At 70.3% G+C, this 26,730-nt stretch carries 21 protein-coding genes, 1 tRNA gene and 1 pseudogene; 13 read left to right on the top strand and 10 right to left on the bottom strand.

Annotated features, from left to right (window positions below):
- Positions 1 to 674: DUF6318 family protein (locus CIK81_RS17165; protein WP_114355962.1), on the bottom strand; the 674-nt coding region annotated here is incomplete at its 3' end.
- 392 nt (positions 675 to 1,066) lie between these two features.
- Between CIK81_RS17165 and CIK81_RS17160 the strand changes: the two genes are divergently transcribed.
- From CIK81_RS17160 to CIK81_RS17140, 5 genes are all read left to right on the top strand, one after another.
- The gene (locus tag CIK81_RS17160) at positions 1,067 to 2,803 is read left to right on the top strand and encodes an ABC transporter ATP-binding protein (RefSeq protein ID WP_096166644.1); all 1,737 of its coding nucleotides are present in this window, start codon (positions 1,067 to 1,069) and stop codon (positions 2,801 to 2,803) included.
- Complete coding sequence (locus tag CIK81_RS17155) at positions 2,803 to 4,983, top strand: ABC transporter ATP-binding protein (protein WP_096166645.1); 2,181 nt, start codon at positions 2,803 to 2,805, stop codon at positions 4,981 to 4,983. Before CIK81_RS17160 ends, CIK81_RS17155 begins: the two co-directional genes overlap by 1 nt.
- A gap of 129 nt (positions 4,984 to 5,112) precedes the next feature.
- The gene (locus CIK81_RS17150) at positions 5,113 to 6,045 is read left to right on the top strand and encodes an ABC transporter substrate-binding protein (protein ID WP_096166646.1); all 933 of its coding nucleotides are present in this window, start codon (positions 5,113 to 5,115) and stop codon (positions 6,043 to 6,045) included.
- A gap of 62 nt (positions 6,046 to 6,107) precedes the next feature.
- Positions 6,108 to 7,037, top strand: a complete 930-nt coding sequence (locus CIK81_RS17145; protein WP_241964243.1) for an amino acid ABC transporter permease — start codon at positions 6,108 to 6,110, stop codon at positions 7,035 to 7,037.
- On the top strand, positions 7,037 to 7,924 hold the full coding sequence (locus tag CIK81_RS17140; protein ID WP_114355960.1) for an amino acid ABC transporter ATP-binding protein: 888 nt from the start codon (positions 7,037 to 7,039) through the stop codon (positions 7,922 to 7,924). The genes CIK81_RS17145 and CIK81_RS17140 overlap by 1 nt, the downstream gene beginning before the upstream one ends.
- 197 nt (positions 7,925 to 8,121) lie before the next feature.
- On the opposite strand, the gene CIK81_RS17135 is transcribed toward CIK81_RS17140, so the two are convergent.
- From CIK81_RS17135 to CIK81_RS17125, 3 genes are all read right to left on the bottom strand, one after another.
- Positions 8,122 to 9,174 carry a GTP-binding protein gene (locus tag CIK81_RS17135; RefSeq protein ID WP_241964242.1) on the bottom strand — a complete coding sequence of 351 codons (1,053 nt, stop codon included), beginning with the start codon at positions 9,172 to 9,174 and terminating at the stop codon, positions 8,122 to 8,124.
- 179 nt (positions 9,175 to 9,353) lie between these two features.
- Entirely contained in the window at positions 9,354 to 10,145 is a 792-nt protein-coding gene (locus CIK81_RS17130) for a hypothetical protein (RefSeq protein ID WP_114355961.1), read from the bottom strand.
- A gap of 282 nt (positions 10,146 to 10,427) precedes the next feature.
- Complete coding sequence (locus CIK81_RS17125; RefSeq protein WP_096197466.1) at positions 10,428 to 12,713, bottom strand: HAD-IB family hydrolase; 2,286 nt, start codon at positions 12,711 to 12,713, stop codon at positions 10,428 to 10,430.
- A gap of 134 nt (positions 12,714 to 12,847) precedes the next feature.
- Here CIK81_RS17125 and CIK81_RS17120 point away from each other — a divergent pair, with 134 nt between their 5' ends.
- The 7 genes from CIK81_RS17120 (at position 12,848) to CIK81_RS17090 (ending at position 20,021) form a co-directional block, all read left to right on the top strand.
- Positions 12,848 to 13,624: an SDR family oxidoreductase gene (locus tag CIK81_RS17120; protein ID WP_096166649.1), complete on the top strand. Its 777-nt coding sequence runs from the start codon at positions 12,848 to 12,850 to the stop codon at positions 13,622 to 13,624.
- Between the two features lie 4 nt (positions 13,625 to 13,628).
- A complete protein-coding gene (locus CIK81_RS17115; protein ID WP_096197467.1) occupies positions 13,629 to 14,621 on the top strand; it encodes a lysophospholipid acyltransferase family protein in 993 nt (330 codons plus the stop codon).
- Entirely contained in the window at positions 14,618 to 16,327 is a 1,710-nt protein-coding gene (locus CIK81_RS17110) for an FAD-binding oxidoreductase (RefSeq protein ID WP_096166651.1), read from the top strand. Before CIK81_RS17115 ends, CIK81_RS17110 begins: the two co-directional genes overlap by 4 nt.
- A 122-nt stretch (positions 16,328 to 16,449) precedes the next feature.
- Positions 16,450 to 17,163 carry a histidine phosphatase family protein gene (locus CIK81_RS17105; protein ID WP_241964241.1) on the top strand — a complete coding sequence of 238 codons (714 nt, stop codon included), beginning with the start codon at positions 16,450 to 16,452 and terminating at the stop codon, positions 17,161 to 17,163.
- Positions 17,160 to 17,576, top strand: a complete 417-nt coding sequence (locus tag CIK81_RS17100) for a hypothetical protein (RefSeq protein ID WP_096166671.1) — start codon at positions 17,160 to 17,162, stop codon at positions 17,574 to 17,576. Before CIK81_RS17105 ends, CIK81_RS17100 begins: the two co-directional genes overlap by 4 nt.
- Before the next feature lie 458 nt (positions 17,577 to 18,034).
- Complete coding sequence (locus tag CIK81_RS17095; protein ID WP_096166652.1) at positions 18,035 to 18,808, top strand: ThuA domain-containing protein; 774 nt, start codon at positions 18,035 to 18,037, stop codon at positions 18,806 to 18,808.
- Positions 18,798 to 20,021, top strand: a complete 1,224-nt coding sequence (locus CIK81_RS17090) for a Gfo/Idh/MocA family protein (protein ID WP_241964240.1) — start codon at positions 18,798 to 18,800, stop codon at positions 20,019 to 20,021. The genes CIK81_RS17095 and CIK81_RS17090 overlap by 11 nt, the downstream gene beginning before the upstream one ends.
- Positions 20,022 to 20,378: 357 nt before the next feature.
- Here CIK81_RS17090 and CIK81_RS17085 read toward each other — a convergent pair.
- The 3 genes from CIK81_RS17085 to CIK81_RS17075 all read right to left on the bottom strand — a co-directional run bounded on the left by CIK81_RS17085 (position 20,379) and on the right by CIK81_RS17075 (position 22,475).
- Positions 20,379 to 20,451: transfer RNA gene (locus tag CIK81_RS17085), tRNA-Arg, on the bottom strand.
- 109 nt (positions 20,452 to 20,560) lie between these two features.
- Positions 20,561 to 21,646, bottom strand: a complete 1,086-nt coding sequence (locus CIK81_RS17080; RefSeq protein WP_114306056.1) for a hypothetical protein — start codon at positions 21,644 to 21,646, stop codon at positions 20,561 to 20,563.
- Between the two features lie 268 nt (positions 21,647 to 21,914).
- Positions 21,915 to 22,475: a cell division protein CrgA gene (locus CIK81_RS17075; protein ID WP_114355959.1), complete on the bottom strand. Its 561-nt coding sequence runs from the start codon at positions 22,473 to 22,475 to the stop codon at positions 21,915 to 21,917.
- A gap of 115 nt (positions 22,476 to 22,590) precedes the next feature.
- On the opposite strand from CIK81_RS17075, the gene CIK81_RS17070 reads away from it, so the two are divergent.
- Entirely contained in the window at positions 22,591 to 23,364 is a 774-nt protein-coding gene (locus CIK81_RS17070) for a DUF881 domain-containing protein (protein ID WP_096197472.1), read from the top strand.
- Positions 23,365 to 23,504: 140 nt separating this feature from the next.
- Here the strand turns inward: CIK81_RS17070 and CIK81_RS17065 are convergent, their stop codons facing one another.
- From CIK81_RS17065 to CIK81_RS17055, 3 genes and pseudogenes are all read right to left on the bottom strand, one after another.
- Entirely contained in the window at positions 23,505 to 24,218 is a 714-nt protein-coding gene (locus CIK81_RS17065) for an aminodeoxychorismate/anthranilate synthase component II (RefSeq protein WP_096166656.1), read from the bottom strand.
- A complete protein-coding gene (gene pknB / locus CIK81_RS17060) occupies positions 24,211 to 26,424 on the bottom strand; it encodes a Stk1 family PASTA domain-containing Ser/Thr kinase (protein ID WP_096166657.1) in 2,214 nt (737 codons plus the stop codon). Before pknB ends, CIK81_RS17065 begins: the two co-directional genes overlap by 8 nt.
- Positions 26,421 to 26,730: pseudogene (locus CIK81_RS17055) on the bottom strand (serine/threonine protein kinase); the annotation flags it as partial. The gene pknB and the pseudogene CIK81_RS17055, both read right to left, overlap by 4 nt.

Here is a 26,730-nt window from a genome sequence, read left to right as displayed (position 1 = left end):
GCCCCGTCACCCGGGCCGGCCTCGTCGCCCGTGCCGTCGCCCGCGCCGTCGGCGGTCGCGAGGCTCATGTCGGTCACGCGCCACCGGTCGCCGTCCCAGGCGACCTGGGCGACGATCTGTCCGGAGACCTCGTCGATGGGGGTGGCCTCGTAGCGGGGGTCGTCGACGATGATGCTCGCGGCCTGGGTGAAGGTGGCAGTGACCTCGCCGGTGGCCGGCGGCTCGCCCTTGCCCTCGAAGGCGGTGTCGCTGACGTCGAAGCCGCCGTCGACCAGGTAGCCGTCCTGCTCGGCGAGCAGCTCAGCGTTGCCGAGGAACGTCGTGCAGACCTCGCACTTGGGGTCCACGGAGTTCTCCCACACCGAGACATCGCCGCTGGTCATCATGTAGGTGTACGAATCCAGCAGGTAGGTGACCGTGGCCTGTGCGCCCTCGGGGGTCTGCTCCGTGAGGCCGGCGGGTGCCTCAGGCTTCGCGACCTCTGGGCGCGGGGGCTGCTGCGCCGGGTCGACGGTGGGGCGGTCGTCGGTCGGCTGCTCCTGCCCCTGGTCCTGCGCTGTCTCCTGCTCGTCCGCGTCGGGATTCATCAGGGAGGTGATCCCGACGGCGCCGAGCGGCACCACCAGGAGGATGGCGAGCACGGCGATGACGATGCGTTGGACGGGGCGATTCACGCGGACCACGGTAGACGACGCACCTTGGCGCGGGGAACGGAGGGTCGGTCCCGTCACTCGGACAGCCCGGAGGTCCTTGGATCGGGCCTCAAATCGATCGGTCGTCACCCCCGCTGCGCGACCGGCCGTCGCCCCCGCTGCCTGCGTCGCCCGCCCTCCCGCCGCTTCATCCGCACCCGGCTTTCGCCGCCGTGCGGGCTCCCGGCCGCCGGCTGCCAGCGCCGTGCGGACTCCCGGCGCCCTGCTGTCGCGGCCGTGCGATGTCTCGGCCGCCGCCCGAATCCGCCATCAGATGAAACGACGGAAGTCTGATGCTGGAGCTGTGCTATGCGGTCTATGCTTCCTCAGGCGCACAGGCACGGCCGGCCGGTGCCCGTACCCGGAGGAGCCCTGTGACCCTGCTGCGACTCGCGCTGAGATCCGTGAAGCCGTACTGGCTCTGGATCCTCCTGGTGGTGGTCTTCCAGACCGTCGGAGTGCTGGCGGCGCTGTACCTGCCCACGCTGAACGCGGACATCATCGACAAGGGCGTCGCGAAGGCGGACGTGCCGGTGATCTGGGATCTGGGCAAGATCATGCTGGTCATCTCCCTGGGCAACATCGTGGCGCTGGTCGCTGCGAACTTCTTCGCCGCGCGCTCGGCGATGCGGGTCGGCAAGGATCTGCGCACCACGGTGTTCTCGAAGGTGTCCTCGTTCTCGCCGCGCGAGCTCAGCGAATTCGGCACTCCGTCTCTGATCACGCGCTCCACGAACGACGTCCAGCAGGTCCAGATGCTGGTGTTCTTCTCCCTGAACATGCTGGTGCAGGCACCGGTGACGGGGATCGGCGGCGTGGTGCTGGCGCTGCGCGTGGAGCCGGGCATGGCCTGGCTGATCGCCGTGATGGTGCCGATCATGCTGGTCGCCGTCGGCATCCTCATCGCTCGGGCGGCACCGCTGTTCAAACAGATGCAGGGGAAGATCGACGACATCAACGGGGTGCTGCGCGAGCAGATCACCGGCATCCGCGTGCTGCGCGCCTTCGTGCGCGAGGATCGCGAGCGTGAGCGCTACGGCGTGGTCAACGACCAGCTCACCGACCTCAACCGTCGCATCGGCCTGCTGATGATCCTCATCAACCCGATCATCATGTTCATCCTCAACGTCTCCAGCGTGATGGTGCTGCTGGTGGCGGCGCCGCGCATCGACTCCGGCCAGATGGAGGTCGGCTCGATCACCGCGTTCATCGCGTACCTCATGCAGATCCTCATCGCGGTCATGATGGCGACGTTCATGACGATGATGATCCCGCGTGCGATGGTCTCCGCCGAGCGCATCTCCGCGGTGCTCGACACCGAGACCAGCGTCGTCCAGCGCACCGACGGCGTCCGCGAGATCGAGGGGCCGATCGAGCTGACCTTCGAGGACGTCTCCTTCACCTATCCCGGGGCGGAGCGCCCGGTGCTCCAGGGGATCTCCTTCTCCGCGCGCGCCGGCCAGACCGTCGCGATCATCGGCGGCACCGGCGCCGGCAAGACGACCCTGATCAACCTCGTGCCGCGCCTGATGGACGCGAGCGAGGGCCGGGTGCTGCTGAACGGTCACGACGTGCGCGACCTCGACGCCCGGGTGCTCTGGGAGCGCGTGGGCCTGGTCCCGCAGCGTCCCTATCTGTTCTCCGGCACCGTCGCGAGCAACCTGCGATTCGGGAATCCGTCGGCCGACGAGCAGGAGCTGTGGCATGCGCTGACGGTCGCGCAGGGCCGCGACTTCGTCGCCTCGATGCCCACCGAGCTCGAGTCGCCGATCGCGCAGGGCGGCACGAACGTCTCCGGCGGTCAGCGCCAGCGCCTGTGCATCGCCCGCGCGCTCGCCGCGACGCCGTCGCTGTACCTGTTCGACGACTCCTTCAGCGCGCTGGACCTCACCACGGACGCCAAGCTGCGGGCGGCGCTCGCGCCGGAGACCCGCGACGCCCTCGTGCTCATCGTCGCCCAGCGCGTCACGACCATCACCAACGCCGATCTGATCCTCGTGCTCGACAACGGGCGCATCGTGGATCAGGGCACCCACTCCGAGCTGCTCGAGACCTCGGAGACGTACCAGGAGATCGTCCGCTCGCAGGGCGTCGAGGAGGAGGTGGCCTGATGACTTCCTCCGAGAAGAAGCAGGAGCCCGCAGGCGACCCGCCCGCAGGGGACGCGCCCGCAGGGGACGCGCCCGCAGGCGACGAGGCGCAGGCGGCCGACGAGATCGCGAGCGAGAAGGACGCCGAGCGCGGCCTGCGGCCCGGTCAGAGCGCCAAGAACTTCTGGCCCTCGACCAAGCGCCTGGTGCGCGAGATCGGCCCCGAGGCCAAGTACCTGGTCCTCGCGGTCCTGATCGGGATGGTCTCGGTCGCGCTCAGCGTCGTCGGCCCCAAGATCCTGGGCCGCGCCACGGACATCATCTTCACCGGCTTGATCTCCAAGAACCTCCCGGCCGGAGCGGATCCGGCAGACGTCATCGAGCAGATGCGCGCCGCCGGCGAGGGGAAGATGGCGGATCTCCTGTCCGGGATGCGCCTGACCCCCGGTGAGGGCATCGACTTCGCCGCCCTGCACCAGACCCTCGCGCTGGCCGTGGCCCTGTTCGTGGGCGCCGCGCTGCTGATGTGGCTGCAGGGGGTGGCCCTGAACCGGATCATCGTGCGCATGGTCTATCGCCTGCGCCGCGATGTGGAGGAGAAGCTGCACCGGCTGCCGCTGGCGTACTTCGACCGGATGAAGCGCGGGGAGATCCTCTCGCGCGTCACCAACGACATCGACAACATCCAGAACACCCTGATGAACACCGTGACGGGTCTGGTGAACTCGATCCTCACGGTGATCGGCGTGCTCGTCATGATGCTCACCATCTCCTGGCAGCTCTCGCTCATCGCGCTCGCCGTGATCCCCGTGGTCGTGCTGCTCACGGCCGTGGTGGGCTCCAAGGCGCAGAAGCTGTTCGCCCAGCAGTGGGACGCCACGGGCGTGATGAACTCCGAGGTGGAGGAGGCCTACACCGGGCACAGCCTGGTGACCGTCTTCGGCCGCCGTGAGCAGATCGCCGAGCGTTTCGAGGAGCGCAACGAGAAGCTGTTCAGGGCCACCTTCGGCGCGCAGTTCGTCTCCTCGCTGATCATGCCGATGATGATGTTCGTGGGGAACCTCAGCTACGTCGTCGTGGCGATCGTGGGCGGCCTGCGGATCGTCTCCGGCCAGCTCACGCTCGGTGACGTGCAGGCGTTCATCCAGTACTCCCGCCAGTTCACCCAGCCGCTCAGCCAGATCGCGTCGATGGCCACCATGCTGCAGTCCGGCGTGGCCAGCGCCGAGCGGGTCTTCGAGCTGCTGGACGCCGGGGAGCAGGAGCCCGAGACCACGGTGGACACCGCCGCTGCGGGTATCCGCGAGGGGCGCGTCGAGTTCGAGCACGTGCGCTTCTCCTACACCCCGGAGCGCGAGCTGATCCGTGACCTGTCGCTGGTGGCCGATCCGGGCCACACGGTCGCGATCGTGGGGCCGACGGGCGCCGGCAAGACCACCCTGGTGAACCTCGTGATGCGGTTCTACGAGGTCGACGGCGGCCGGATCACGGTCGACGGGATCGACATCCGCGACCTCACCCGCGCCCAGTTGCGCCAGCGCACCGGCATGGTCCTCCAGGACACCTGGCTGTTCAAGGGGACCCTCCGGGAGAACATCCGCTACGGGCGCCTGGACGCGTCCGACGAGGAGGTCCTCGAGGCCGCCCGCGCCACCCACGTCGACGACTTCGCCCGGCAGCTGCCCGACGGCTACGACACGATCGTGGACGACGACGAGTCCTCGCTCTCGGCCGGCGAGAAGCAGCTGATGACCATCGCGCGCGCTTTCCTCGCCAAGCCCAGCCTGCTGATCCTCGACGAGGCCACCTCGAGCGTGGACACCCGCACCGAGGTGCTGGTGCAGAACGCGATGAACCGCCTGCGCGAGGGGCGCACCTCCTTCGTGATCGCCCACCGTCTCTCCACGATCCGCGACGCGGACCTGATTCTCGTCATGGAGGACGGCGACATCGTCGAGCAGGGCGACCATGACGAGCTGATCGCGCAGGACGGCGCGTACGCACGGCTGTACCGCTCGCAGTTCGAGGGTGCCGCCGTGGACCTCGACGCCCAGGAGGAGGTCGCCGCGCTCGGCGAGGAGCCCACCGCGCAGGACGACGTGCTCGCGGCGCAGGACGGTGTGGTCGCCGCCCAGGACGGCGGGCTTCGCGCGCCCGACGGCGAGACCCCGACCACCACCGGGCCGATGAGGCTCGGGTGACGTCGCAGGAGGGCGGTGGCCGTGCGCGGCGCCCCGTGCACGGCACGCGCGAGACCTGCGCCGACGCCGCCTCGGTGAACCACGCGACATCGGTTTGTTTTCATGCATGGCCATGAATACTATTCACGCGTGACTTCACCTCGTCCCCGGCGGCGCACCCTGTTGCGCGCGTTGCCGCTCGCCCTCGGCGGTGCCGCGCTGACGCCTGCGCTCGCCGCGTGCACCGACGCGTCCGTCCGTCTGGACGCCGACTCCAACGCCATCCCCGTCGTCGACTTCGACGCCATCCAGGAGCAGTCCGACATCGCCGCCCTGGTTCCGGAGGAGATCCGCGAGCGCGGCGAGCTGGTCAACGGCGCTGCCCTGAACTACGCCCCCGGGGAGTTCCTGGGCTCCGACGGGGTGGCCGTCGGCTATGACATCGACATCCTGGCTGCGGTCGGCAAGGTGCTGGGGCTGACCACCCGCACCGAATCCGCGGTGTTCGCGCAGATCATCCCGTCGATCGGCGCGAAGTACGACGTCGGGATCTCGAGCTTCACCATCAACCCCGAGCGCCTCGAGCAGGTCTCGATGGTCTCCTACTTCGCCGCCGGGATGTCCTACGCGGTGAAGACCGGGAACCCCTATGGGATCACCCCGCCGGACCTCTGCGGCACCCGCGTGGCCCACCAGGTGGGCACCTACATGGACGACGTCGTCGTCGAGCGCGACCAGGAGTGCCGGGACGCCGGCGGCCAGGGCATCGTCGACCAGCCCTATGTGGGTAACGCCGACGCCGCGACTGCGGTGGCCGGCGGCAAGGCCGACGTGCTGATCGGCGACTCGCCCGTCGTCGCCTACGCCGTGGACCGTTCGCGCGGCACCCTCGAGGAGGTCGGGGACATCGAGGACGCGGCCCTGAACGGCCTCGTCGTCGCCAAGGACCAGCCGGAGCTGGCCGAGGCGATCCGCGCGGCGGTGCAGCACCTGATCGACTCCGGCGCCCTCCGCGAGATCCTCGCGGCGTGGGGCAACGAGAACGGCATGATCGAGACCTCGGAAGTGGACCCGCAGCAGTGAGCACACAGACCCCCGCCCCCGCCCCCGTGCCGGCCGCCGCCGGTCGTCGTGCCGAGGATCCGATCCCGCACCGGATCCGGGCCAAGGCCAGCCCGCGTCCCGGCACCTGGATCAGCGCTGTGGTGGTCGTGCTGGTCGTCCTCGGACTGATCAACTTCCTCATCACGAACCCGGTGTTCGACTGGGCGACCGTGGCGACCTACATCCTGGACGTCAAGGTGGTCCAGGGCGTCGGCTGGACGCTGCTGATCACCGTGCTGTCGATGGTGCTCGGCACGGTCGTCGCCCTCACCGCCGCGATCATGCGGCGCAGCGAGAACCCGGTGCTGCGCGGCGTCTCCTGGGCGTACATCTTCGTCTTCCGCGGCACCCCGGTGTACACCCAGCTGGTGTTCTGGGGCCTGTTCACCGTCATCGTCCCGAAGATCGCGCTCGGGATCCCGTTCGGCCCCGAATGGTTCTCCTTCTCCACCCGTGACTACTTCCCGGCGTTCTGGGCGGCCGTGGTGGGTCTGGGCCTGAACGAGGGCGCCTACCTCGCCGAGATCTTCCGTTCGGGCCTGAACTCCGTGGACAAGGGCCAGACCGAGGCCTCCAAGGCCCTCGGCATGAGCAACGGCAAGATCCTGCGGCGGATCATCATCCCGCAGGCCATGCGCGTGATCGTGCCGCCGCTGGGCAACGAGACCATCGGCATGCTGAAGACCACGTCGCTGGTGCTCGCGGTGCCCTTCACCCTCGACCTGACCTTCGCCACCAACGCGATCGCGAACAAGCTCTACGCCCCGATCCCGCTGCTCATCGTCGCCGCGATCTGGTATCTCGCGATCACCAGCGTGCTGATGGTGGGCCAGTACTTCCTGGAGCGGTATTTCGGCCGCGGCTTCGACGACCGTCCCGGCGGCGTCGGCCCTGCCAAGCGCTCCCGCCAGTCGGCCGTGAACCGCGCCGGCACGACCCCCAAGGACTCGCTCCCGGAGGTGGAGCTCTGATGACTCACGCCGCCACTCCTGCGCCCACCCCCGATTCTGCGCCCCCCCCAGACCCTGCAGCCGTCCCCGGTGCTGCGCCCGTCCCTGATCCCGGATCCGACGCTGCAGCCGGTGCCGCGGCGCCCCTCATCGAGCTCGAGGGCGTGCACAAGGCCTTCGGCGACCTGCACGTGCTCAAGAACTGCGACCTCTCCGTCGCCGCCGGTGAGGTCACCGTGCTGATCGGTCCCTCCGGCTCCGGCAAGTCCACGCTGCTGCGCTGCATCAACCAGCTCGAGGAGCCGACGGCCGGGCGGGTGCGCATCGCCGGGGTCACCCAGGGATACGCCGAGAAGCCTCTGGCCGACGGCCGCTGGCAGAAGCTCCCCAGCACCCAGATCGCCCACCAGCGCTCGCGCATCGGCATGGTGTTCCAGCGCTTCCACCTGTTCCCGCACATGACGGCGCTACAGAACATCATGGAGGCGCCGATCCAGGTGCTCGGACGCTCCGCCGCGGAGGCCGAGAAGTCCGCTCTGTCCCTGCTGGAGCGCGTGGGCCTCGCCGACCGGGCCGACCACTACCCCTCGGAGCTCTCCGGCGGCCAGCAGCAGCGCGTCGCGATCGCCCGCGCCCTGGCCATGGACCCCGAGCTGATGCTCTTCGACGAGCCCACTTCGGCGCTGGACCCGGAGCTCGTCGCCGAGGTCCTCGCCGTGCTCAAGGAGCTCGCCGAGGGCGGTATGACCATGATCGTGGTGACCCACGAGATGGGCTTCGCCCGCGAGGTCGCGGACCAGGTCGTGTTCATGGACGACGGCATGATCCTCGAGCAGGGGACTCCCGACCAGCTCATCGAGCAGCCGCGGTCCGAGCGTCTCAAGGGCTTCCTCGCCTCGGTGCTCTGAGCCGTATTGCTCAGAGCGCCGGCGCTCTGGGCCCCGGTGCTCTGGGTCGTTTCGGTCGGGCAGGTTTGGTCGGGGCCGACGGGGCCGACGGGGCCGACGGGGCTGCCTGCGCCTCCGGGACCGACGGGGCCGACGGTATCGACGTGGCCGCCAGGCGCGCCGGCGTCGCCGGGGCCGACGGTGTCGGCGGGTGCACGTCAGCCCCTCGAGCGGTCGCTGAGCCTCAGGCGACGGTCGAGCCGGCGCAGGCCGTCGGCCGTCGCCGTGCCTGATTCCCGCAGCGCAGCGGTCAGGCGGGAGTGCACGGACGTGGTGTCGAGGTGCGGCCCGATCGCCACCAGCCCGTCCTCTCCGCCCGGAGAGCAGGGGGCGAGGTGGAGGTGGCGGCCCACCAGCTGGGCCGCGCAGTGACGGTCGCCCTCGGGGGCCCGCACGGTGATCGTGCCCTTGAGCCGGTACACCCCGGCCGGCGGATCCTCGAGCAGGTCCAGCACCGCTCCCGGTTCCACGGGCCCGGCGGCGTGGACGGTCACGACGTCCGCATGGACGTGGTCGTGGTGCGCGCGCTCCTCGCGGTCCTGACGCGTGATCTCGGCGAGGGGGAGCTGGCCGTCGGGTTCCTCGCGGTGAGCGATGTCGGCCACGAGCGCGGGATCGATGGTGCCGTGGGGAGCCTCGAGGATAGGCGCCGCCGGTTGGCGCAGCCGGATCCGCGCAGTGATCTCCTCCACCCGTGAACGGTGCTGCTCCGGCGGGAGCAGCGCCGTCTTCGTGATCACCACCAGGGACGCGGCGGCGAAACGCGCCGGGGGCTCGCCCCGTGTCCCGCTGGGGCCGACGGGGTCCACCGTGTCGAGATACGAGCAGGCGTCGACCACCTCGATCACGCCGCCGGGCCGGATCCGGTGTGCGGAAGCCTCGCCGATCAGCCGCGCCACCGCCAGCGGCTCGGCGACCCCGCTCGCTTCGACCAGGATGGCGTCGAGCTGCAGGGAGGGATGCGAGAGCTTCTCCAGCGCTTCGTCGAGCCCGCCGCTGTCAGGGAGGCAGCACAGGCACCCTCCGGAGATCGATGCGGCCTCGTCGACCTGCCCCGTGATCAGCGCCGCATCGACGTCGATCGAACCGAAGTCGTTGATGACCACCCCGAAGCGCGCGCCGGGAGCGCGCAGCACCGAGTTCAGCACCGTGGTCTTGCCGGCGCCCAGATAGCCGGTCAGGGCGATGGTGGGGATCACGGTGGGACTCACTCCGATTCCTGCTGATTCCTGCTTGTTGAGAGTCGTTCGCAGTATAAGGGGCTTCCCGAGCGGGCGCGATCTGGGACCGGGAACGCCCCGCCGCCTCGGGCCGCTCGCGGGCGCCCCGCCCACCTCTGGGGCTCGCGAGTGCCCGGCCACCCCAGGCCACCAGCGAACCCCCACTCTCCTCAGGCCGCGGGGATCTCGAACTCGCCGCGGAACTCGGGGACGGTGGTGTCCTCGCCGAGCACCTTCATCTCGGGGCGCACATAGGCGCCGGTGAGGGTATCTCCGGTGGTCTCGACGTAGATCGGGATGTAGCCGGTGGCCTCGCCGTCGCGGCGCGGGGCGCCGTCGAAGTAGTCGTAGCCGGCAGCGGTCAGCTCGTCGTCGGCGCTCGCGGCGTAGTTGACCTCGTCGCCGTCGTCGTCGAGGACGAAGTCCGACTGGCTGACCACTCCGCCATACACCTCACCAGGGGTGATGGCGACCTCGAGGTAGATCATCTCGCCATCGGGGTTGTCCGACGCGGCGTAGTACTCGGTCGGATTGCCGCGCAGCGCGGACACGACGGTGATCACGTCTCCGGTCTCCTCGTCGGTGAACTCGGTGCCGATGTCCACCGCGGCGGGCTCCTGGTCGGAGTCGGCACCGTCCTCCGTGGAGGAGCCCGGGACGTCGGCGTCGGTGTCGGCGTCGGCCGCGTCCGAGTCGGCTGCCGCGCCGTCCTCGGCCTCCGAGCCCTCCGCCCCCGCCGCGTCAGCCTCCGCCGCCTCTGCGTCGTCCGCCTCTGCGTCGGCACGGTCGTCGGCCTCGTCGTCAGCGGCGTCGGCGCCGGAATCCTGCTCCGGCGCCTGTTCGTCGGCCTGCCCGGTGGGTTCGCGCTCGGCGTCGCTGTCCTCGGTGCCGCCGCAGGCGGTCAGCGCGAGGAGGGTGATGGCGGCGAGCGAGGCGCCGCGGGCGATGATGGTCCTGGACATGATGATCCCCTCGGGTCGATGCGGGATCGCGTCCGTCGCCATCCCCCAGGTCGATCCGCTCCGTGCGATCCGCTCGTACAGAGCTGCTACTCGACCTGGCGTCGACACTAGGGAACTTCCTCACCAGGGGCGATGGGGACAACTCCCCACCGCCCGGGCCCCATGCTGCACTGCAGCACTGCAGCACTGCAGCACTGCAGCACTGCAGCACTGCAGCACTGCGCAGCTGCGCCGCTGTCCTGCTGCGCAGCACTGCTGCGCTGCGGGGCCGACCTCAGGCGGTCACCACTCCAGGATCTGCCAGCGCTTCTTCTTCGCCACCGCGTACAGCCCGAGGTCCGGGGAGATCGCGGTGGGGGTGCCGACCAGATCGAGCCAGGCGGCGTCGGCGTGGGAATCGCCGTAGCCGAAGGACGCGGAGAGGTCGGCGCCGCGGGAGTCGGCGTACTTGCTCAGCCAGTTCGCGCGGGCCTCGTCGACCAGCGGGGGAGTGGCCAGGTAGCCGGTCATGACGCCGGAAGCGTCCTCGTCCATGTGCGTGGCCACGACTTCGTCGAACAGGTCCGACAGCGGCTCGACGAGCACGTCCAGCGCACCGGTGACGAGCACGGTCCGGTGGCCGGCGGCGCGGTGGCGCTCGATGACCTCGAGGGCCTCGGGGCGGATCGAGGAGCGGATCCGGCGCCCGGCCTCGCCCTGCATCACGGCGCGCAGCTCGTCGCTGCGGTAGCCCTTGTAGCGACGGTTGACCAGGCGGATCAGCTCGGAACGGTCCCGCTGATCGGCGCGCAGGTAGCCGGGCACCGAGGCGAGCAGGCCGCCGAGCTCGGCCGGCCAGGCGCGGCGGGGGCGGGTGGCCCGCACCGCGGAGAAGTACTGCTGGACCACGTTGGTCGCCAGCACCGTGCCGTCGAGGTCGAAGACCGCCAGCGCGTTCTCGTTCTGCTTGAGCTCCGGGGCGGGGCGCGAGGCGCGCTTGCGCTGGGCGGACTTCGCGCGGGAGTACGCCTTGGTGAGCTCGGTGATGGCCGGCAGATGCTGGTCCCCGAAGTACTCGCGCCAGTCGATCCCGGTGACATCGAAGTCGTGCTCGGCGAGGAACTCGGCCGGCAGCTCCTCGCGCAGTGCACGGGTGTTGGCGTCGTCGAAGACCATCTCGGTCTTCGTGTACTGGCGGTACAGCTCGATGTACATCCGCAGGGTGGTCAGCCCCGAGGTGGCCTTGTGCAGGCTGGAGGTCCATTCGCGGGTGCGCTTGGTGGCGGGGAGGTAGGCCACGGCGGCCGAGCCGGCCTTCGTGGCGAGCTCCTTGGCCCGGAAGCGCTGCTCGACCATCTCCACGGCCGGGAAGCTCCACTCGGGGACCTCGATCGGCTTGCCGTTGTCGTCCTCGAGCGGATGCTTGACGAAGTACTCGCGCACCGCCGTGAACATCTCGTGGAAGGGCAGCGGGTTCGAGGCGCCGGAGACCACCTGGAAGTAGGCGTCGTCGCCGCGCCGGGAGACGTCCTGGGTGGCGAGGGCGACGATCACGTTGACCACGAAGTCGACGGGGATGATGTCGAGGATCGAGTCGGCGAGGCCGGGGAACTCGGGCAGCGCGCCGCGGCCGTAGGCCATGATCAGCGGGTCGGCGACCTTGTAGCCGTCGATCCAGCCGGGGAACGGATTGCGCACCGCGGATTCGATGATCGAGGGCCGCACGAAGGAGACGCGGTGGCCGTTGGCGGTCCACAGCTCCTCGGCGACCTGCTCGGCCATCGCCTTGGTGAAGGTGTAGATGTCGGTCCAGCCGACGGACTGTGCGCGCGTGCGGCCGAAGTCGACCAGACGCTCGTCGACCCAGGCGCGGCGGGCCTCCTCGGAGGCGTCGGCCACCGCCTTGGGGCCCATGCGGCCGTCGCGCAGCTTCGCGCTGCGGATCTGGGAGCGCAGGGTCTCGGGCCGACGGGACTCGGCCTCGACGCGGTCGCGGGCCTCGAGCGCGGCCTGGTACTCGGCGCGCCAGTCGACGTCGGTCTGGAGCGAACCCTCCTGGCGCAGACCCTTGGCCATGCCGCCGACGTACGCGGTGGAGACGTGGATGACGTGAGGATCCTGCCCGGAGGCGAGCAGCGCCTCGTACAGGTTCCGGGCGCCGCCGACGTTCGTGCGGAACGCCTCGTCGATCGGCGGGGCGAAGGAGACGGACGACGCCGAGTGGATCACGACGTCGTAGCGGTCCTCGAGGGCGGGCATGTCGGTGAGATCACCCTCGAGCACCCCCACGCGTGCGTCGAAGACGGCCTTCACGGCGGCCTTCCCGTCGCTGCCGTCGGCGCCGAGCGCGTCGGCCCAGGAGGAGAAGATCGGCTTGCGCAGCAGCTGCTCGAGGCGCTTGCGCCCGCTCAGGGAGCCCTTGGGGCGCACGACGGCGGTGACATGGGTGCTGTCGGTGGTCTCCAGCAGGGAGCGCAGCACCGCCTGTCCCAGGAAGCCCGTGACGCCTGTCAGCAGGATCCGTCGGTCACCCTCTCGGCTTCCGCCGGTGGTGGCGGCCTGGTCGGCGGGCGGTGTGCTGTGCGACATGGGATCCCTCTGTGGACGGGTACGGCGGGAAGCTGGAGGACGGTGGCCGCTGTGGCGCTGGACGAGCCCCTGGGGTGCCTCACCTGGGGTCTTCTCCGCGCTGGTCAGGGCGGCGCTAGTGTATCGTAGCCGCCATGCATAGGGCCCTGATCACCGGTGGCACCGCGGGCATCGGGGCCGCTTTCGCGAGAGCCTTCGCCGGCCGCGGAACCTCCCTCGTACTGGTCGCACGCGATGCCACCCGCTTGGACGATGCTGCGTCGCAGCTCCGCCGCACCTACGGCGTCGAGGTCGAGACGATGGTCGCCGATCTCGCCGATCGCGCTGCCCAGGAGCGGGTCGCGCAACGGCTGGAGACCGCGACCGATCCGGTCGACGTCTTCATCAACAACGCCGGCTTCTCGGTGCGCGCGAGCCTCCTGGACGAGGACATCACCCCTCATGACCTCGGTTTCGAGGTGATGATCCGCGCCGTCCTCAAGCTCGGCGGTGCGGCAGGTCGCGGCATGCGTGAGCGCGGTCGCGGCTGGATCGTCAATGTCGGCTCCGTGAGCGCACTGGTGACGCAGAACAACTACTCGGCCATCAAGGCGTGGGTGGGCAACTACTCGGAATCCCTCGGCGTGCAGCTCGCCGGCACCGGCGTGCAGGTGACGGCGCTCATGCCCGGGTGGGTGCGCACCGAGTTCCACGACCGCGCCGGCATCAAGGGCTCCTCGATCCCGGGCGTGCTCTGGCTCGATGCGGACCGCCTGGTCTCCGAGTGCCTGCGCGACGTGGCCCGCGGCAAGCCGGTCTCCATCCCGTCCAAGCGCTGGAGGCTGATCTCCGCTGTGCTCAGGGCCACCCCGCGTGGGATCGTGGCCAGGTTGAGCGCCCTGCTCAGCCATCGCCGCAGCCGGGAGAAGTGATCGCATGAGTCCGCAGAACGCCGCGCACGGTCAGGCAGATCCCTCGGAGCCCGTCGGCTCCTCGGGGTCCGCGGACTCCTCCGGACCTGCGGACGCCACGGCGCGTCGCACGCAGCCCGGCGATCGCACGCAGCCCGGCGACCGCAAGCAGGCCGGCGATCGCAAGCAGGCCGGCGATCGCAAGCAGCCTGGTGACCGCAAGCAGTCCGCAGACCGCAAGGAGCCCAGCGCGGGCCGCCGCCTGATGGCATCGCTCTCTGCCCGTTCGCGCGGCGAGGGCTGGGAGAAGCCCACCGGTGAGCTGGCCAAGTACCGCTCGCAGTGGCGCGCGGCCGCCCGGTTCGTGCTGCAGCGCGTGCTGTTCCGCGCCGTCGTGAACTCCGCGGTCACCCCGCAGGTCGACGTGCATCGCCGCGTGAGGAGCATCCGCGGCCCGTTCGTGCTGGTCGCCAACCACACCAGCCATGTCGACGGTCCGCTGCTGGCGATGAGCCTGCCGTGGACCCAGGCGAAGTACCTGTGCACGGGCACCGCCGCCGACTACTGGTTCGACCACTGGTACCGCCGGATCTTCGTGCGCACCATGATGAACGCCTTCCCGATCGATCGCGGCGGCAGCCGCAAGCACTCCGGGACCTCGCGCCGCCTGCTGCGCTCCGGGGTGCCGATCCTGGTGTTCCCCGAGGGCTCCCGCCAGACGACGGGGCACATGACGGACTTCAAGCCGGGCGCCGCGGCGCTCGCGATCGGGGTCGGCGTCCCCGTGGTGCCGGCGGCGATCATCGGCGGCTACGAGGCGATGCCCAAGGGGCGCTACTGGCCCGAGAAGGGTCGCCCCCCGGTCGCGGTCGTGTTCGGGGAGCCGATGATCTCCGAGGAGAACGAGTCCGCGGTCGACTTCTCCGCCCGCATCCAGCAGCGGGTCAAGAACCTGTACGACGAGAATCACGACGAGGTCCTGGGAGCAGATCCCCGGGGCGAGGAGGAAACCGCATGAGCGAACGGCTGAGCGCCCGCGAGGTCAAGCGGCACAAGTGGTGGGGCTGGGGGCTGGACGATGTCAGCTTCCGCTACGACAACAAGCCGGCCTTCGCCCCGCTGGCGAAGAACAAGGTGGGCGTCGACCTGGCCTCGAAGGCGATCCCCGTCGAGCCGGAGCTGTCGGATCACGAGGTGCCCGCGAGCCGGCTGCCCGCCGACGTCCGCGCTCTGCTGACCGGCGTGGTCGGCGAGGAGAACGTGCTGGATGACGACGAGTACCGCGTCGTGCACTCCTTCGGCCGTTCCCTGCCGGACCTGTTCCGCGTGCGCGCCGGCGACTTCGAGCGCCTGGTCGACGCGGTCGTCTACCCGGTCTCCGAGGACGAGGTCACCCGGATCCTGCAGATCGTGCTCGAGAAGGATCTCGTGCTGATCCCCTACGGCGGCGGGTCCTGCATCTCCGGCTCCGTGACTCCCGCGGTCGACGAGAAGCGTCCCGTGATCACCCTGAACCTCGGGCGTCTGCGCGAGGTCATCGAGATCGACGACACCGCAGGCCTCGCTCGCGTGGAGGCCGGCGTCTACGGCCCGGACCTCGAGGAGCAGCTCAACGCCCTGGGCTGGACCGTCGGACACTTCCCGGACTCGTTCACTTACTCCACCGTCGGCGGCTGGGCCGCGACCCGCTCCTCGGGCATGCAGTCCGACAAGTACGGGGACATCGAGGACATCGTGCGCGGGCTGCGCATGGTCCACCCCGACGGCGTGGCCGTCACCAAGGCGATCCCGGGCCGCGACTCGGGCCCCAGCGTGCACGAGATGATCCTGGGCAGCGAGGGCCGCCTCGGCGTGATCACCGAGGTCACCGTGCAGGTGCACCGCGTCGCCCCGGTGCGCCAGGTGATCGCCTACATGTACCCCGATTGGGAGCACGGCGTGCGCGGCATCCACGCGATCGCCCGCTCCACCGACGTCGCGCCCACGTTCACCCGGCTCTCCGACGGACCCGAGACCGAGTTCAGCCTCGCGATGGTCAAGGAGCCCAGCTCCACCAAGGGCAAGGTGGCCGCGAAGGTGCAGGACGGCCTGTTCGCCTACCTGCGCTCGAAGGGCTGGGACACGACCAACGAGATGTCGATCTCCTACGTGTGCTTCGAGGGCTCCAAGGAGAGCGTCGAGCAGCAGAAGTCGATCGTGAAGAAGATCGTGAAGAACGCCGGCGGCATCACCCTCGGGGCGGGCCCAGGCGCGATCTACGACCAGAAGAAGTTCGACACCCCCTACCTGCGCGACTTCCTGCTGAACTACCAGGTGTTCGGCGACGTCTGCGATACGGGCGCCACCTGGTCGAACATCAACGAGGTCCACTCGACGGTGTACGACGCGTTCTACGCGGTGCAGAAGGCCCAGGGGCTGCCGGGCTTCATGTTCTGCCACATGTCGCACAGCTACCACTCGGGCGCGTGCCTCTACTTCACCTTCGCCTTCCCGTACTCCTCGGACGAGCAGGCGCTGGAGCAGTACTACGCGGCCAAGAACGCCGTGCAGCAGGTCTTCGTGGACCTCGGTTCGACGGTCAGCCACCACCACGCCGTGGGCACGGAGCATCAGCCATGGATCACGGAGGACATCGGCGAGGTCGGCGAGCGCATGGTCAAGGGCCTGTTCGCCGACAACGACCCGGGCCGGAACCTCAACCCCGGCAAGGTCACCACGCCCTGAGCACGACAGCCTGATCCGGACGACCCGATTCGGACGGACTGATCCGGATGACCCGACGCCGCGAACCGGGAGTGTGCCGCATTGCGGTGCGCTCCCGGTTCCCTCTCCCGGCAGGAGGAGCGATGACGCACGACCACCGCACCACGGCCACGATGGGCACCACGGGTGCCGACGACGGTCCGGCCGACATCTGGGTGCTGCGCCACGGCGAGTCCACCGCGAACGTCGACGGGGTGATCGTCTCGATGCCGGGCCCGCGCGCCCTGACCGAGGTGGGGCTGACGCCTCGTGGCCGGGAGCAGGCCCGCGATGCGGCGCGCTCGGCGCGCGCGCAGGGCTTGGACACTGACACGCTCGTGGTCTCCAGCGACTTCGCCCGAGCCCTCCAGACCGCCGAGGAGTTCGCCGGCGTGCTCGGTGCGCGCCCTCCGCGCTGCGACCCGCGACTGCGCGAACGTCGTTTCGGGCTCCATGACGAAGGACCCGCGAGCGCATACGACCAGGTGTGGGAGGCGGACCGCGCACGCGGCGAGCAGAGCGAGGGCGTCGAGCTCGTCGAGGACGTCGCAGCCCGGGTCGGGCAGCTGCTCACGGAGATCGATGAGTCGGCCCCCGGGGTGCCCGTGGTGCTGGTCGCACACGGGGACGTGCTGCAGATTGCGCTCGCCGTCGGTGCGGAGGCCGACCCTCATGACCACCGCGAGGTCCCCCATCTGGGCAATGCGGTGATGCGGCGCCTCGGCAGCGGTCGCGGCCGCGGCAGTGGTCACGGTGCTGGCAGCGGGCCCGCCCGCGACGCCGGGTGCGGCGGCGACGGCTCGCGGGCCGCTCGATGAGCACGTCAGGTCCCGGCGGGGTCGAGCTGGTCATTGCGGGCGACCCCGCCGCTGCTCGGGCGCTGGTCGAGGAGTTCTTCGTCGGGCGCGGCTGGAGACCGCGTGAGCGCGGCGTGGGACGCGTCGACTTCGAGTGCGGCAGCCGTCGCCGCACCATCCTGCTCGGCGGCCTCGCCGGGAAGGCATTCCACCTGACGGCTCGGATCGAGATCCGCGATGCGGGTCGTGACGGTGTGCCCCGCAGCGCGGACCGCACCGCCGTGATCCGCTACCGATGGGAAGCCGACGACGGCCGGGCCCTCGGCGGGACCCTGGGACGTGCCCGTGCGGCTCGTGCCCATGCGGAGACCGCCACCGCGCTCGAGGAGCAGCTTCGCGCGCGCGGCCACCTCGTGCGCGCCCGCCGCGCTTGAGCCATGCCTCGTCGGGCACCTCGCCCGGAACGGAGGCATGGGCGTGGCCGACGCCGAGAACGCGCGTGGAGCGTGGGAACGGAGCACGGGGAAGGTGCGCGATGGGCGCCGCGATCAGGCGGCGAGGCCGGCAGTGAACAGCGAGGCCGAGAGGTTCCCGCGCCATTGAGGGAACCTGTCGACGACCATAGCCCGCTACCAATGAGTAATGAGTCACAGGTCGATCACGGTCCATGGCGTCGGCTCCAATAGGGGCACGCGGCTTCGACACGGGACAGGACCCGGGACCGAGATGTCCGGTCGCGCCCCCTTCATCGGCGCGGTTCCCGCCCTCTCGTCGGATCCGTTCCGGCGCGTCGTGGACGTGGCGCTTCCCTCGTGGGAATGCGCCCCTACGATGGACGGACCGCGCTGAGGGGGCACACTCTCGGCGCCCCGTCACATCACAGAGGATTGCAATGACACTGCGCATCGCCGTGTTCGGCGAGAACCGGCACGAAAAGTTCGATCCGAAGGTCCAGGAGGTCTACCCCGAGGGCATGCACACCGTCATCGCGGACGGTCTGCGCGAGGTGCTCGCGGCCGACGGCGTCGACGCCGAGGTGAGGATCGCCCTGTTGGACGACATCGACGAGAGCCTCTCCGAGGAGGCCCTCGCCGAGACCGACGTGCTCACCTGGTGGGGGCACATGGCCCACGAGGACGTCCCGGACGAGGTCGTCGCCCGGGTGGTGCGCCGAGTCCACGAGGGCATGGGCCTGATCCCGTTGCACTCGGCCCACTACTCCAAGCCCTTCAAGGCGCTCATGGGCACCACCTGCTCGCTGCTGTGGCGCAACGAGGGCGAGGAGGAGCGGGTGTGGACCGTGAACGGTTCCCACCCGATCGCCCGCGGCGTTCCGCACCCCATCGTCATCCCTGCCCAGGAGATGTACGGCGAGATGTTCGACATCCCCGCGCCCGACGAGCTCGTCTTCGTCTCCTCCTTCACCGGGGGAGAGGTGTTCCGCTCCGGCGCCGCCTTCCGCCGTGGCAAGGGCAAGGTCTTCTACTTCAGCCCCGGCGACCAGGAGTACCCCGTCTACTACCAGAGCGAGATCCAGCGGGTGCTGGCCAACGCCGTGGTCTGGGCCCGCCCCGAGGAGCGCCCGTCGGCCCCGATCAAGATCGCCAACGCTCCGCGCGACTGGTTCCGTGCCGACGATCCCGAGGGGACTGCGCGTGTCATCTGACCTCGACATCACCGCCGGTCACGGCACGGACACCTCCGCAGCGCCCACTCTCGCGCCCCATCTGACCGGGTTCCCCCGGCTGCCGTCGGACCGCCCTGCACGGGTCGTGGTCGTCGGCGCCGGCGGGATGGGCAGCTGGTGGTCGCGGGAGGTCGTCGCGAGCGGCGTCGCCGAGCTGGTCGGTGTCGCGGATCTGGTCGAGGGCGCCCCCCAGCGCGTCATCGCGCAGTCGGGCGTCGCGGATCCGTCCACGGTCGCCGCCGGCACCGACGGGGTCGAGCTGGCTCTCGAGGTCGGCGCCGATCTGCTGATCGATCCTACGGTCCCGGTCGCCCACCACCCGGTCACGGTCAAGGCCCTGCACGCGGGGATCCCCGTGCTCGGGGAGAAGCCGGTCACGGAGACCCTGCCTGAGGCGATCAGCCTGCTCGCGCACACCCAGCTGACCGGGGTGCCGTTCATGGTCTCCCAGTCCCGACGGTTCTTCCGTCAGGTGCGCCAGCTGCGCAGCTTCGTCGCCGCGAACGGACCGACGGTGCTCACCAGCGCATTCTTCTCGCTGTTCACCGAGATGGAGGGGTATCGGCGCACCCAGCAGCACCCGCTTCTGCGGGACATGGGCATCCACGCCTTCGACACCGCCCGCTACATCATGGATGCGGATCCGATCGCCGTGACCGCTCAGGGCGCGCAGCCGGAGTGGAGCGTGTACGAGCACGACGCCACGGTGACCGCGACCTTCGAGATGTCCGACGGGTCGTTGTTCGTCTACAACGGGACCTGGAACGCTCGCGGCCTGCCCACCTACTGGAACAGCGAATGGCGGATCGGCGCCCAGCTGGGTTCGGCGACCTGGGACGGCAAGGGCGTCCCGGTGCTCGGCACCGAGGACGAGGAGGAGACCGCCCGGCTGCAGGCCGCTGTCGACGCCGAGTCCGACGAGGAGCCCGATCAGATCGCGGCCTCGCTCATCGAATGCGTCAGCGCCCTGCGCGAGGGCCGCACGCCGATGTGCGAGGTGCACGAGAACCTGCTCAGCTTCGCGATGGTGGAGGCCGCTGTCGCCTCCGTGGAGCGCGGAGGCCGCATCGAGATCGACGAGCTGCTCGAGCAGGCCCGGGTGGACGCGATCGCCGCGGAGGCCGACTCCGAGGCACGCGATCTCATGCAGTCCTGGGGCTCCGTGCGCGAGGTGCTCGCCGCAGCGCGGTGAACAGTGCGCTGGGCTCTGGGATCTGTGGTGGCCTCCGGGCGCTGAGCCCGCTGCCGGCATGCGATCCGGGCCGTACGGCCTGACGCGTCGAACAGCCCCTGCTGTTCGACGCGTCCGGCCGTACGCCGGTGCTTCGCGCACCGCGCCGCAGCCAGCGTTGCGTGCCTGGCGCCGCGTCGTGCGCTGCGTGCCTGGCACCGCATCCTGCGCTGCGTGCCCGGTGCCGCATGCCCAGCGCTGTACGCCGGGCACCGCACGCCTTGCGGTTCGATCCGAACCGTGGTCAGACCGTGTTCGCACAGACGGAAAAGACCCCCACTGCGGAGTGCTTCCGCTGGTGGGGGTCTTTCTCTAAAGTGCGCCCGGAGGGATTCGAACCCCCAACCTTCTGATCCGTAGTCAGATGCTCTATCCGTTAAGCTACGGGCGCTTGTCAGCTGAACTGACCTGAGTAACTCTAATCGACGCTCCAGATCGGCGCCAATCCTGGGGCCATGACGCTGCTCACACAGCCCCAGGATCGGCGGCCGACCCCCGGATCACCAGCCGGGATTCTGGGGAGGCTGGTTCCCGTCCTGCGGATTCTGCTGATCCCCGCCCGGCTGCTGCGGCGAGGGCTGGCCCCACTGCTGCCCGTCCTGCGGAGCGGCGGGGGGCGGCGAGGCCTGGCCCCACTGCGGGGCTTCCGGTGCCGCGGGAGGCGTGCCCTGCGGGCCCCACTGGGGTGCGGCGAACGCGCCGCCCTGCTGGTCGCCCTGCGGGGCCGCGGGGGAGCCTTGCGGGCCCCACTGCGGGCCGCCCTGCGGAGTCGCGGGAGGAGCATTGCTCGGGGAGGTCCCGAACGGCGAGGCGGCCGCGCCTGCAACGCCCGCGCCGGCGGCGCCCGCCGCACCATAGGCCGCCGGAGCGCCCGGTCCGTTGGGGCCCGAGCCGTTGTTCTTCTGGCGCCGCGCACGGACCAGGAAGAAGATGACCGCGGCGATCGCGAGCAGCAGGAAGAAGCCGATCACCAGCACGACGATGATCACGACGAGCCACGGGAAGCCGTTGGCCTCGGCGGTGATGTCCACGCCGTTGGAGAAGTCCGCGAGGTCGGTGTAGGTGACGGTGCTGCCGTCGATCTCGCCGCCCTGGGAGGAGATGATCTTGCCCGGGAACGTGAAGGAGACCTGGAAGTCGAAGTCGGACATGTCGATGCCGTACAGCGACTCCATCATGTCGAGGTCCGACTGGGTGATGCCCTCGGAGCCCAGGTCCATCGTCAGGTGGTACTCGCCGTCCTGCTCGGTCAGGTCCAGCCCCTCGCCGAAGTCCGCGCGGTCGCTGACGCCGGAGATGCGGCATCCCCAGGTGGAGCCGTCCTCATAGGCCTCGACGGGGGCGGACAGCACCTCGTCGTCCATGCCCCCCGTGAGGTCGTCGCACATCGCCTGGGGGGAGTCGAAGCTCTGCCCCATCTCGTCGAGGAAACTGCTCTCGATCGCGAGATCCATGCTGATCTCGAGAGTGTCGACGTCCTTGATCTCGAAATCGGCGGAAAGGCGACCGCAGCCGGCGAGAAGCAGGACGAACGGCAGCAGCACCAGCGCTGCGATCCGTTTCCCGCGTGACGTGATCGTGTCCATTGTGGCCCCCGTGGAATCAGTCCGACGTCGACTGCCCGGGTGGTGGTCGACCCGGTCAGGCTACCGGGGAACTCCCAGGATTGCGCTGGGGAGAAGTCCCCATCGCCGGTTCGAGACTGAACCGTAGCCGGGGCGGCCCGGAACGGCCCTTCCCGGACGCTCTGCGCAGCACCCGGGGCGCGGCCGCAGCACCGGGAGGCACGTCGGCCGCACCTGGGGGCGTGGGCGCAGCACCGGCATGCGTCTCGGTCCTGCCACGCGCCGTGGATTACTTCCAGAACATCAGCATGCCGCCGCCCACGAGCATGAGCCCGAAGCCGGCAGCCAGGTTCCAGTCGCCGATCGGCAGCGGCAGCTGACCGGCCGAGAGGTAGAAGGTGACCAGGTAGAGGAGGCCCAGGACGAGGAACACGACGGCAGTGGGGGCGAGCCAGGCCGGATTCGGCGCCACGGCGGCGACCCGACGGCGTCCGGTGCGCGCGGATTCCGCTGCGGCGGCCTTCTTCGGGGATGACGTGCGCGACGCATCCTTCGCCTTCTGCGTGACCTCGCTGCCTGAGGGGGTCGCCGCGCTCGAGCCCTTCTGGCGGGACTTCTTCACGGGGTCCTTGCCGGCGGCGAGGGACGACGCTCCGTCCTTCGAGTCCTTCGAGTCCTTCGAGTCCTTCGAGTCCTTCGAGTCCTTCGAGTCCTTCGCGCCGTCGGACTGCTCGTCGGCCGACGATGCGCCGTCAGCGGAGTCGAGGCCGTCGAGGTCGTCCGTCCCGGGCGCATCGGCCTTCGCGGTCGACTTCGCGCGTGCAGACGCCTTCTTCCTGCTCGTGGCCATGAAACGGTGCTCCCTCGAGGCGGCCTCTCGCGCGGGCGTGCCGCACGGGTCCGCGGATGCGGACCGTGCCCTAGGGTAATGCTCGTCGGCTGAGCACGCGAAGCAAGGAGGGGCCATGGGGGTGGACACTGCGGCGAGCCCGGACCCCGAGGAGCGGTCGACACCCCGCCGGGGCGCGACCGGCCGGCGCGGACAGCGCGTCGGCCTCGCTCTGGTGATGGTGCTGTGCGGCGTGCTGTTCGCGACCACTGCTCGGATCTCCGGCGGCGGCTCGATCCGCGACGAGAGCGGCGACGTGGCCGGGGTGCTGCGCGAGCGCGGGCGCACGATCGAGCAGCTCACGGACGATGCCGAGGAGAAGCGCGCCGCGATCGACGAGCTGTCTGCGGGCGAGGCCGGAGGCGATCTCCGCGCCCAGGAGCGCACTGCGCAGGTCGCCTCGGCCGTCGGCCTGGACGAGGTCAGCGGTCCCGCTCTGCGGATCACCCTCACCGACGCCCCGTCCAGCACGTTGGGCTCGATCGACGGGGTCGAGCCTGATGACCTCGTCGTGCACCAGCAGGACATGGAGGCGTACATCAATGCGCTCTGGGCCGGCGGAGCCGAGGCGATGATGCTGCAGGACCAGCGCGTGGTCAACGGCAGCGCCTTCCGCTGCGCCGGCAACACGCTTCTGCTCGAGGGTCGCGTCTACTCACCGCCCTTCACCATCACGGTGATCGGCCCGACCGACCAGATGCTCGCCGAGCTCGACGCCACCGCGGGGGTCCAGGTCTATCGGGAATGGGTGGACTACGTGCGCCTCGGCGAGCGCATCGAGACCCTTGACGAGGTCACCCTTCCCGCCTTCACCGGCTCCCTGACCCTCGACAGCGCGACGGCCGGCTGACGCGGGCTTCCCCCGCGGCGCCCACGACGGTCGGGATCGCGCAGGAGAGCGCGGGACCGGTCGGGATCACGCGCGGGCGTGACCACGCGGGACATCACGCGCGGCCGGGATCATGCGGGACCACGCGCGACCGGCCGGGATCAGCCTGCGGTCATGAGGGGCTTGAGCCCCTCGGCGCGCTCGGCGGCGTCGCGCCCGTCGCACAGCTCGAGGAAGCTCGCGAGCAGCAGGTGGCCGTTCTCGGTGAGCACCGATTCCGGGTGGAACTGCACGCCGTGCAGAGGCAGCCGGCGATGCTCCAGCCCCATCACCATGCCGTCGGCCGTGCGGGCGGTGACCGTGAGGACGTCCGGGATGGTGTCCGGGTCCACGGAGAGCGAGTGGTAGCGCGTCGCGATCATCGGGGAGGGCGCGCAGGCGAACACACTGCGCCCGTCATGGGTCAGCTCGCTGGTGCGCCCGTGCATGAGCTGCGGCGAGTGCTCCACGGTGGCTCCGAAGAAGTGGCCGAGCGCCTGGTGGCCGAGGCACACGCCGAGCATCGGTGTCGCGCTGTCGGCGCAGGCCCCGATCACGTCGAGCGACCGGCCCGCGGTCACGGGGTTGCCGGGCCCGGGGGAGACCAGCACCCCGTCGAACCCGGTGAGGTCCACGGCGCCGTCCTCCAGGGCCGGCACGTCGTCGTTGCGCACCACGACGGTGGACGCACCCAGCTGCTGCAGGTACCCGACGATCGTGTAGACGAAGCTGTCGTAGTTGTCGATCACGAGGATGCGCGCGTCTTCGCCCGGATGCTGCTCCACAGCCGGTGACCCGGCCGCCGTCGTCGTGTCCGCGTGCGTCGCCTCAGTCATCTTCAGCGCCCCTGCCTTTCCCGGCGCCTTCAGCGTTCCCGTTTGCGTTGTCGTCCCCGGAGTCGTCGTCGGTGGGATCGTCCGTGGGTTCCTCGGAATCGCTCGAGGAGGGATCGTCGGTCGGGGTATCGCTGGTCGGATCCTCGGTGGGCGTCTCGCTCGGCTCCTCCGTGGGTGTCGTGGGCGACGGGGACGGCGTCTCCTTCGGACCGCTGGAGACGATGATCAGCACCGTGGAGCCGCGCTCGACGGACTCGTTCGCCCCGGGTTCGGTGCGGATCACCTGGCCCTCGGGCACGGAGTCGGAGTCCTCCTCCGTCTGCTCGGTGCCGAAGCCGGCATCGCTGAGGGTCTTCTGTGCATCGGCGAGGGACTGGCCGGTGACGTTCGGGACCGTCACCGGTCCCGGCGCGGCAGCGATCACGAGGTCCACCCGCGAGCCGAAGGGCGCGGGGCTGTTGGCCGCCTTCGGGGTCTGCGAGAGCACGGTGCCGGGATCGGCTTCCGCGTCCTCCTTCTCCGAGGCGTCGGGCACCTCGAAGCCGCGGGCCTCGAGGGTCTCCTTGGCCTTGTCGAACTGGACGCCCTCGACGTCGGGGACCTCGACGTCGCCGGAGGCGAGGTTCACGACCACCTCGGAGCCCTTGTCCACCGCTGCCCCGCTCTGCGGATCGGTGCTGGTGACGGTGTTCTGCTCCTGGGCGGCGTCCTCCGTATCGCCCTCGGCCATCACCAGGCCGGCGTCCTCGATCGCTGTCTGGGCCTCCTCGCGCGTCATCCCCTTCAGGTCCTCAGGGACCGTCACGCTCTCCGGACCGGCGGAGACGTTCACCGTCACGGTGGAGCCGACGGCGACCTCGTCCCCCTCTCCCGGATCGGTGTCGATCACGAGGCCCTTGTCGACCTCCTGGGACTGCACCGTCTCGAACGTCGGGTCCAGGCCCACGTCGGACAGGATCGACCTCGCCTCGTCCTCGGTCTGGCCGGCGACGGTCGGGACCGGCACCATCTCGGGGCCGCGATCGAACGGCTTGAAGATGGCGATCGCGGCGACGGCCAGGGCCAGGACGGCGAGGATCACGAGGATGATCAGCCACCACGGCCGCTTGCGCCGGGGCTCCTCCTCGACCTCGCCGGGGGAGTGCGGGGACATGCCGGGGGACACGGACGGATTCTGACCGGTCCTCCAGTTCGCGGCAGCCATCCCGGCACCGGCGCCACCGACTCCCGCGGCGGCGAGGGCGGGCAGCGCCTCGGTGGCGTCGTCCATGGGGCTCAGCACCGTCGTGGGGGCGGTGTCCGTGCCCGGGGCGCCCACCGGCTCGGCCCCGGCGACCAGGGCGGGAGCACGGCCGCCGACCACGGCGGCGATGTCGCGCGAGAAGGCGACGGCGCTCGGGTAGCGCTGCTCGCGGTCCTTGGCCAGGCCCGTGAGGATCACGGCGTCCAGCGCCGGGGTGATCGCGGGGTTGTAGGCCGACGGGGGCTGCGGGTGCTCGCGCACGTGCTGGTACGCGATGGAGACGGGGGTGTCGCCGGTGAACGGCGGGCGGCCCGTCATCATCTCGTACATCACGCAGGCCGCGGAGTAGATGTCGGAGCGGGCGTCGACCAGCTGGCCGCGCGCCTGCTCGGGGGAGAGGTACTGGGCGGTGCCCATCACGGCCTGGGTCGCGGTCATCGCGCTGGTGGCGTCGGCGACGGCCCGGGCGATCCCGAAGTCCATGACCTTGACCGCGCCGCTGTCGTTGATCATGACGTTGCCGGGCTTGATGTCGCGATGGACGATGCCGGCCCGGTGGGAGTACTCCAGCGCGCTCAGCAGCGCGGCCATGATCTCGCCGGCCTGGTGGATGTCCATCGGGCGCTCGGGATCGATGTGCTCGCGCAGGGTGTCGCCGTGCACGTACTCCATCACGATGTACGGGATGGTGACTTCCGCCCCGGTGAGGGTGGTCTGCTTCTCCTCGCCGGTGTCGTACACGGCGACGATGGAGGGATGGTTCAAGGAGGCGGCGCTGTGCGCCTCACGGCGGAACCGCTCCTGGAAGTTGGCGTCACGGGCCAGGTCCGAGCGCAGAACCTTCACGGCGACCGTGCGGTGCAGGCGGGAGTCCTCCGCGAGGAACACCTCCGCCATGCCGCCGGTCCCGAGGACCTTGCCCAGGGTGTAACGACCCCCCAGGACGACCTTCTCTTCGCTCACTGAACACCTGTCCTCGGGCCGTGGCCGACACCGACCGATTCGATCATCGTACGTGTTGACGCCGTCTCCTCCGAGCCGAGGTGATCAACGCCCAGCGCCCCGAGGGGGAGCCATCCCAGGCCCCCCGCGACCGCGACCGCGATGGCCACGACCAGGAGGACCACCACGATGAATCCGGGCACGGAGAGCGGGCCGACGCGGCGTCCCGTCGTGGTGCCGCGCACCGTGCGCTCCGAGGCGGCGGTGTCGACGTCGCCGAAGGGACGCCGCTCGCCGAGCGCGCGATCCGGGCTCCCGGCCGCGGTC

The sequence above is a fragment of the Brachybacterium sp. JB7 genome (genome assembly GCF_003335205.1).
GTDB lineage: Bacteria > Actinomycetota > Actinomycetes > Actinomycetales > Dermabacteraceae > Brachybacterium > Brachybacterium alimentarium.
This window is presented reverse-complemented; position numbering and strand designations above follow the sequence as displayed.